The organism is Pseudomonas sp. GW821-FHT01C01 (genome assembly GCF_059422645.1).
In genome coordinates, this window is sequence record NZ_JBWKXF010000066.1 from 23,486 (window position 1) to 30,043 (window position 6,558).

General features: G+C 57.0%; 7 protein-coding genes and 1 pseudogene. 4 read left to right on the forward strand and 4 right to left on the reverse strand.

Annotated elements, in window-relative coordinates:
* The first annotated feature begins 39 nt into the window (after nucleotides 1-39).
* The gene (moaB, locus tag AC07XF_RS26285; RefSeq protein ID WP_108219612.1) at nucleotides 40-579 is read left to right on the forward strand and encodes a molybdenum cofactor biosynthesis protein B; all 540 of its coding nucleotides are present in this window, start codon (nucleotides 40-42) and stop codon (nucleotides 577-579) included.
* Complete coding sequence (locus tag AC07XF_RS26290) at nucleotides 563-1,789, forward strand: molybdopterin molybdotransferase MoeA (protein ID WP_495028826.1); 1,227 nt, start codon at nucleotides 563-565, stop codon at nucleotides 1,787-1,789. Before moaB ends, AC07XF_RS26290 begins: the two co-directional genes overlap by 17 nt.
* Nucleotides 1,790-1,853: 64 nt before the next feature.
* On the opposite strand, the gene AC07XF_RS26295 is transcribed toward AC07XF_RS26290, so the two are convergent.
* On the reverse strand, nucleotides 1,854-2,168 hold the full coding sequence (locus tag AC07XF_RS26295; RefSeq protein ID WP_495028827.1) for a hypothetical protein: 315 nt from the start codon (nucleotides 2,166-2,168) through the stop codon (nucleotides 1,854-1,856).
* 170 nt (nucleotides 2,169-2,338) lie between these two features.
* On the opposite strand from AC07XF_RS26295, the pseudogene AC07XF_RS26300 reads away from it, so the two are divergent.
* Nucleotides 2,339-2,584: pseudogene (locus tag AC07XF_RS26300) on the forward strand (lipid kinase YegS); the annotation flags it as partial.
* Here the strand turns inward: AC07XF_RS26300 and AC07XF_RS26305 are convergent.
* The 3 genes from AC07XF_RS26305 to AC07XF_RS26315 all read right to left on the reverse strand — a co-directional run bounded on the left by AC07XF_RS26305 (nucleotide 2,568) and on the right by AC07XF_RS26315 (nucleotide 5,071).
* On the reverse strand, nucleotides 2,568-3,227 hold the full coding sequence (locus AC07XF_RS26305) for a response regulator (RefSeq protein WP_495028828.1): 660 nt from the start codon (nucleotides 3,225-3,227) through the stop codon (nucleotides 2,568-2,570). The pseudogene AC07XF_RS26300 and the gene AC07XF_RS26305 sit on opposite strands and share 17 nt — an antisense overlap.
* A complete protein-coding gene (locus AC07XF_RS26310; protein WP_495028831.1) occupies nucleotides 3,224-4,117 on the reverse strand; it encodes a sensor histidine kinase in 894 nt (297 codons plus the stop codon). The genes AC07XF_RS26305 and AC07XF_RS26310 overlap by 4 nt, the downstream gene beginning before the upstream one ends.
* Before the next feature lie 483 nt (nucleotides 4,118-4,600).
* A complete protein-coding gene (locus AC07XF_RS26315; protein ID WP_495028829.1) occupies nucleotides 4,601-5,071 on the reverse strand; it encodes a hypothetical protein in 471 nt (156 codons plus the stop codon).
* Nucleotides 5,072-5,535: 464 nt separating this feature from the next.
* On the opposite strand from AC07XF_RS26315, the gene AC07XF_RS26320 reads away from it, so the two are divergent.
* Nucleotides 5,536-6,471: a chemotaxis protein CheV gene (locus AC07XF_RS26320; protein WP_495028830.1), complete on the forward strand. Its 936-nt coding sequence runs from the start codon at nucleotides 5,536-5,538 to the stop codon at nucleotides 6,469-6,471.
* Nucleotides 6,472-6,558 lie beyond the last annotated feature (87 nt).

The following is a 6,558-nucleotide window of genomic DNA, read 5'->3' on the forward strand; positions in this document are numbered from 1 at the left end:
TATAACACCGGGCTGTTTCTCCTACAACTGGACGAGCCTATGAAAGCCAAGGCTGATGTACCTTTCGCACCGCTGAACATCGCCGTGCTGACTGTCAGTGATACCCGCACACTGGAAACCGACACCTCAGGTCAGGTCTTTGTCGACCGCTTGACCGCTGCGGGTCATAACCTGGCAGCCCGGGTGTTGCTCAAAGATGACCTCTACAAAATTCGCGCGCAAGTCGCCAACTGGATTGCCGACGATGTCGTGCAGGTTGTGCTGATCACCGGCGGAACCGGTTTTACCGGGCGTGACAGCACGCCAGAAGCCGTCAGCTGCCTGCTGGACAAACAGGTTGATGGATTTGGTGAGCTGTTCCGCCAGATCTCGGTTGCCGATATCGGCACCTCGACCGTTCAGTCCCGGACTTTGGCCGGGTTGGCCAACGGTACGCTGGTTTGCTGTTTGCCGGGTTCGACCAATGCCGTGCGCACCGGTTGGGACGGCATACTTGCCGAGCAGCTGGATTCGCGGCATCGCCCGTGCAATTTCGTACCCCATTTGAAACAGGCAGCGCCTTGTGAATCCCGTGGGTAAGCCTGGCAAGGCTGGCAGTCTGATGCCTGTCGAGCAGGCGTTGGCGCGTCTGCTGGAAATGGCCGAAGCCTCAAGGATTGTCGAGCGTGAACGCATGCCGTTGGCGCAGGTGCAGGGGCGTGTACTGGCTGAAGATCTGGTGTCGACACTTGATCTACCGCCGTGGCCCAACAGCGCGATGGACGGTTATGCCTTGCGCATGGCTGACTGGACGGGAGAGCCGTTGGTGGTCAGTCAGAAGGTGTTTGCCGGCCAGGCCCCCGATCCGTTGCAGCCAGGAACTTGCGCGCGCATTTTCACCGGGGCGCCTGTTCCCGCAGGTGCCGATTGTGTTGAGATGCAGGAAAACGCCGAGGTTCAGGCGGATGAGCGAGTGCGCTTCACCGAAACCATGACCCAAGGCCAGAACATTCGTCCGCAAGGCCAGGAAACGACCATCGGCGAGTTGATTCTGCCGGCAGGTACGCGGCTGGGGCCGATCGAGCAAGGATTGGCTGCCTCCTTGGGATGCGCAGAGCTGGAAGTGGTTCGCAAGGTGCGTGTGGCGGTGCTGTCTACCGGCGACGAACTGATTGAGCCCGGGCAGACGCTGGGGCCAGGACAGATCTATAACAGCAACCGGGTGTTGTTGTGTAGCTGGTTGCAGCGTTTGGGGTGTGAAGTCATCGACGCGGGAATTCTTCCGGACAATCTGGAAACCACTCGTTCCCGATTGGGTGAGTTGAAGGATGTCGACCTGATCCTCTCGACCGGTGGCGTATCGGTAGGAGAAGCCGATTTTCTGGGCATTGCCTTGCGCGAAGAGGGTGAGTTGACGTTGTGGAAACTCGCCATCAAGCCTGGTAAACCGCTGACGTTCGGGCATTTCCGCGGTGTGCCGGTGATCGGCTTGCCGGGCAATCCGGCGTCGACCCTCGTGACCTTTGCTTTGTTGACCAGGCCCTATCTCTTGCGTCGTCAGGGTGTGCAAGACGTTGAGCCGTTGAAGGTGCAGGTGCCGGCAGGGTTTGACTGGCTCCATCCCGGCAATCGGCGTGAGTATTTGCGCGGGCGGCTGGAAAACGGCAGGGCGACGATCTACAAAAACCAGAGTTCCGGTGTGCTGCGCAGCGCTGCCTGGGCTGATGGACTGGTAGAAGTCCTGGAAGGTCGCACGCTGGTTCAGGGCGACAGCGTTTTCTTCATTCCGTTGAGTGAAGTCCTGAGTTGATGGCTTCAGCGTCTTTGTCACACAAGACCCGGTTGATTGAGCCGGGTCTTGTGTTGATGACAGCTCAATGTGCGAGAAGCAATGAAATAACCTGCTCGAAACGGCTATTGGCGATCCAGCCAAGAAGGCCGAGGATCACGGCTGTTCCGCCGGCGGAATAGGCAAGCCTGTGCCTGATGGATTTGACGTCACCCCGGACTTCTTCCATGTCCCTGCGTATGTACTTGAGGTGTGTTTCCAGCTCGGTGACGCGAGGTTCCATATCAATTTCTCCCGTGGCTTTTATGCTGTTGCTGCATTCAGTTCGGTGGCCTGCACTTTTAATATCTGTGAGCGGCAAGGCTGAAATAGCGGGTGATGCGAGGTTTTGGGTTTGCATGGCACGTCCTTGTGATGTCCTGCTGCAGCCCAAGGTCTACCAATTCAGAATTCTGGTCAATTGAGCCGATTCCTCATGTTTTGTAAGAAAAATCCTGCCGTGTCTTTCAGTCAGGAAATAATTCATTTTCTTACGACTTTTAACGGAAGCTTCGAGGTTAACGAGACTGACAGGAGGTGGGCGGGACGTTGAAAAACCTGCTGGCCGAAGGCTACGGCATCGACAGCATGTTTGTCCGTGCGCGCCTGTCCTGGTTCGAGATCAAGGTCTCGGAAGGGCTTTACATCAATCTGGATGGTGAGCCGCTGGAAGGGGAGAACCTGCGTTTTTCGGTTCGCCCAGCGGCGCTGCTCGTGCATTTTTCCGAGGATTCGCCGCTATTGAATGCCACTGAGGCGTCTAGTCATCGAGGCTGATGATTTGTTCACGCACGGCAAATAACACCAGGCCGGCTACATCGTAGATCTGCAAGCGCTTCATGATCTGCGAGCGGTGGGTTTCGACGGTCTTGACGCTCAGCCCCAGGCCGTTGGCGATTTCTCGGGTGGATTTTCCGCGAACGATCAACCGCAGGATTTCCAGCTGACGGGCTGTCAGGTTGTGCGAGTCGGCAGGTTCGGGCTGGTGTTTCTGGTTTCGGATCAATGCCTGATTGATCACCGTGTGGGCAATGGCCGGGCTCAGATAGCGCTCGTTGTTGCGCAAGGCCTCCAGCGCGTGTTCGAGTTCGGTCGCCGTGGTGTCCTTGAGCAGGTAGCCATGGGCTCCGGACTCCAGCGCCTGCATGATGAGGGCCGGGTCGGTGTGCATCGAGAGGATCAGGACCTTACTTTGCGGGCGTACTCGCTTGAGCTGCTGCAAGGCTTCGAGGCCGCCGGTGTGACGCATCGAAATATCCAGCAGGACAATATCCGGGGACAGATGCCCGACCATTTCAAGCAACTGCGAGCCGTCATTGGCCTCACCGATGACGGCGTAGCCGGGTAGATCCATTACCAGGGCGCGCACGCCAGCCCTGATCAGCGAGTGGTCATCCACCAGTAGTAAATTACAAGTCAATGCATAACCTTATTCGAACTTGCCCGTTCGAGCGCACGGGGCGCCCAGGGAAAAAGAGCTTCGATTTGAGTGCCTTTGCCCGGCTCGCTGGTAACGGTCAATGTGCCGCCCAGTTGGTCGATCCGTTCCGACATCCCGGCCATACCGCGTTGCCCTTCACGACCAGGGTCTGTTGCTGGCGCGAAGCCCTGACCATCATCGCGGATCTGCAACATCAGGCCCTGTGGCAGACGCTGCAGGCACACCAGCAGGTTCCTGGCCTGGGCATGTCGCAGGATGTTGGTGACCGCTTCCTGGGTGATACGGAAAGCGGCCACGGCCATTTCCTCGGGTATGCCGGTCAGGCGCTGTTGGCATTCCAGGCTCCAGTGCACCGGGGTGTTGGCCAGAGTCTTGAGCAGGTGAGCCCGCAGACTGGCTTCCAGCCCAAGGCTGGTTAACTGCCGGGGATTGAGAATGGCCGATACGTCACGAACTTTGGCCAGGGTTTCTTCCAGTGTGTCGCAGAGGACCGAGCATTGCTCCTGGAGTTCTTCGGGCATCCGGCGTTTGAGCCAGTCACTTTGAAGTTTTGCGGCAGTCAGCAATTGACCGATGTCGTCATGCAGTTCCCGGCTCAACCGGTGACGCTCGTTTTCCTGAACCTGCAACAGCCGGTCGGCCAGTTCCTGAGGCTCGAATTTGATGGATTTGCGCGAGAGGCGGTATTGCACCGCAACACTGGTCAGCGCCGCAATGTTGAGCATCAGTAATGCCAGGGGCAACGGAATGGACAAGCCATAGACCAGCAAACTGCCGAGCGTCGAGCAGGCGCATAGCAACAGCGTGAATGTGCGTGCATTTTCTCGGGACGGTGGCCACATGGCGATTGACTTGAGGCTGGCGTGCATAGCGGATGGAGCCAATGGATGTTCGCTGCGGGCAGACCGGTCATGCAGACTGACTGGCCCCTGTTTTTTAATGTGGAGCGTCGACTTCAACGGCATGTACTTTTTGGTTGGAGAAATCAGCCCCAAACTGTCTGGCTGCAATCACACTGCCATTAATTGGCGCCAACTAACAGGCGGCATAGTAGCACTTAAGATACCGTTGGTCGCGTTCGTATAGATGTCCGAAAAGTCAGGAGTTGGACGGTGGTTCCATAATGGAGCAAGTTGGTTATTGTCGTCGCAAGGTGACAATTGTCCCCGGATTTTGTTGTTGATACCAAGGCAATACCCTAGTCAAGACAGGCACGCAACTGTCGATGGGTATTAGTGTTTGTTACAGAATGTCGTTTATAGCTATGAAATATTCATTTGCGACATGTGCGCACTCAAGTTGCAGCGCGGTATAGATAACCAAAACACGCCGTACGGCATAGTTTGGTAAGTTCAGGCCTGCCGTTCGGAATAGGACACAAGGGTGAACGGCCTGGAAATGAGAGGTGGTTGAAACCGGCTTTGCCCAACCTGAAAGGCAAAAGCTTCGATAAGGGTGACCTGCTCGCTGTCGTCGAGACTGAGCTGCCCGGTGGTCTGGTCGATGAGTTCGAGTTGCCAGGCAATCAGGGTCAGGCAGTCTTTCAAGGCACTCAGTGCCTCGTCGTGCAGGCTCATCGTGTTCTGTGCGTGGTTCAGCAGGCCATGAATATGCAGGGAGAATTCAGACACGGCCGCCAACGACAGCGTATCGGCCTTATTGGCCAGCTTGAGCAGGGTGCTGAGCATGCAGTCGATGGCGTCCTTGTCATTGCTGATCAGCTGCAGATGACTCAGGCATTCCTCGGTTTTAGCCAGGAGTGTTTCAGCCTCGACGAGAAACTCCGGGAGCCGCCGGGCCCACTCTTTACGGTCGTTCGGCATACTTATCTCCACAACGTCATGTCAAATGAGGGGATATCGTGTGTGTCGACGAGGGCGGTCGGGACCCCGGCATCGCCGAGTCGTCGGGTGAGCGAACGGCGGCTGGCCCGGAGGCAGGCTGGGGAACACGAGAGGGTGGTTGGCCACTTACTGGCGATCGCACACAAAAGCCTGACTCCGTTCATGCATTGAGAATGGCGTCACATTAATGGCTATTGGATATTGCGAACATCAGGTTGCACCTGATTGTTGATAGGGGAATCCCTTACGCAGAGGAACTTGTCGTGTGAACTATGGTCGCGCTTGCGCAGGCGGGCAGCAGATGTATGCACGGCGCCAGTAAAGCATGATGTTAATATGACATCAATGCTCGGGCGTGGCATTTTAGAGAGGGTCAAGCTTCGGCAAAAACAGCCGATAACCTCCTTTAAGTGAATTCATCCGAACAAGACCAGGAGTCATTGATGGCCGGCATTCTCGACACGGTAGACCAACGCACGCAACTGGTGGGTGAGAATCGCCTGGAAATTCTCATGTTCCGGCTCGCCGGACGGCAATTGTTCGCGATCAACGTCTTTAAAGTACAGGAAGTCCTGCAGCTGCCAAAGTTGACGCTGATGCCGCAGCGCCATCCTTTTGTGTGCGGCGTGGTCAATCTGCGTGGCCAGACCCTGCCGGTGATCGACCTGTCCCAGGCCATCGGCATGCGCCCGCTGGTGCCGGGGCCTGGCAGCACGATTATCGTCACCGAATACAACCGTTCGGTTCAGGCCTTCCTGGTCGGTGGCGTGGACCGGATCGTCAACATGAACTGGGAATCCATCCTGCCACCTCCAGGCAGCGCCGGCCGCGAGCACTACCTGACGGCCATCAGCAAAGTCGATGATCAACTGGTGGAAATCATCGATGTCGAAAAGGTCCTGGCCGAAATCGTCCCGTACAACGCCAAAGTCTCCCGCGACAAGCTCGAAGATCCGGTGCTGGAACGTGCCCGTGGCCGTGAGGTGCTGCTGGTGGATGACTCGAACGTGGCCCTGGCGCAATTGCGCGATACCCTGGGGCAGTTGGGCGTGAAGATGCACATCGCCAGCGACGGTCTGAAGGCCTTGAACATGCTCAAGGCCTGGGCCGATACCGGCGTACACATGACCGACAAACTGTTGATGGTGTTCACCGATGCGGAAATGCCGGAAATGGATGGTTATCGCCTGACGACCGAAATCCGCAACGACCCGCGCCTGCGTGGCTTGTATGTGGTTCTGCACACGTCTTTGTCCGGCAGCTTCAACGATTCGATGGTCAAGAAGGTCGGCTGCGACAATTTCCTCTCCAAGTTCCAGCCGGACAAACTCGTCGACGTGGTGCGCCAGCGCCTGATGCTTGACGAAGTGCCGGCCTAAGCGGGGCCTGCATAACCTGTGGGAGCGGGCTTGCTCGCGAAGGCGGTGTGACAGTTGGCATTGTTATCGACTGACACACCGCCTTCG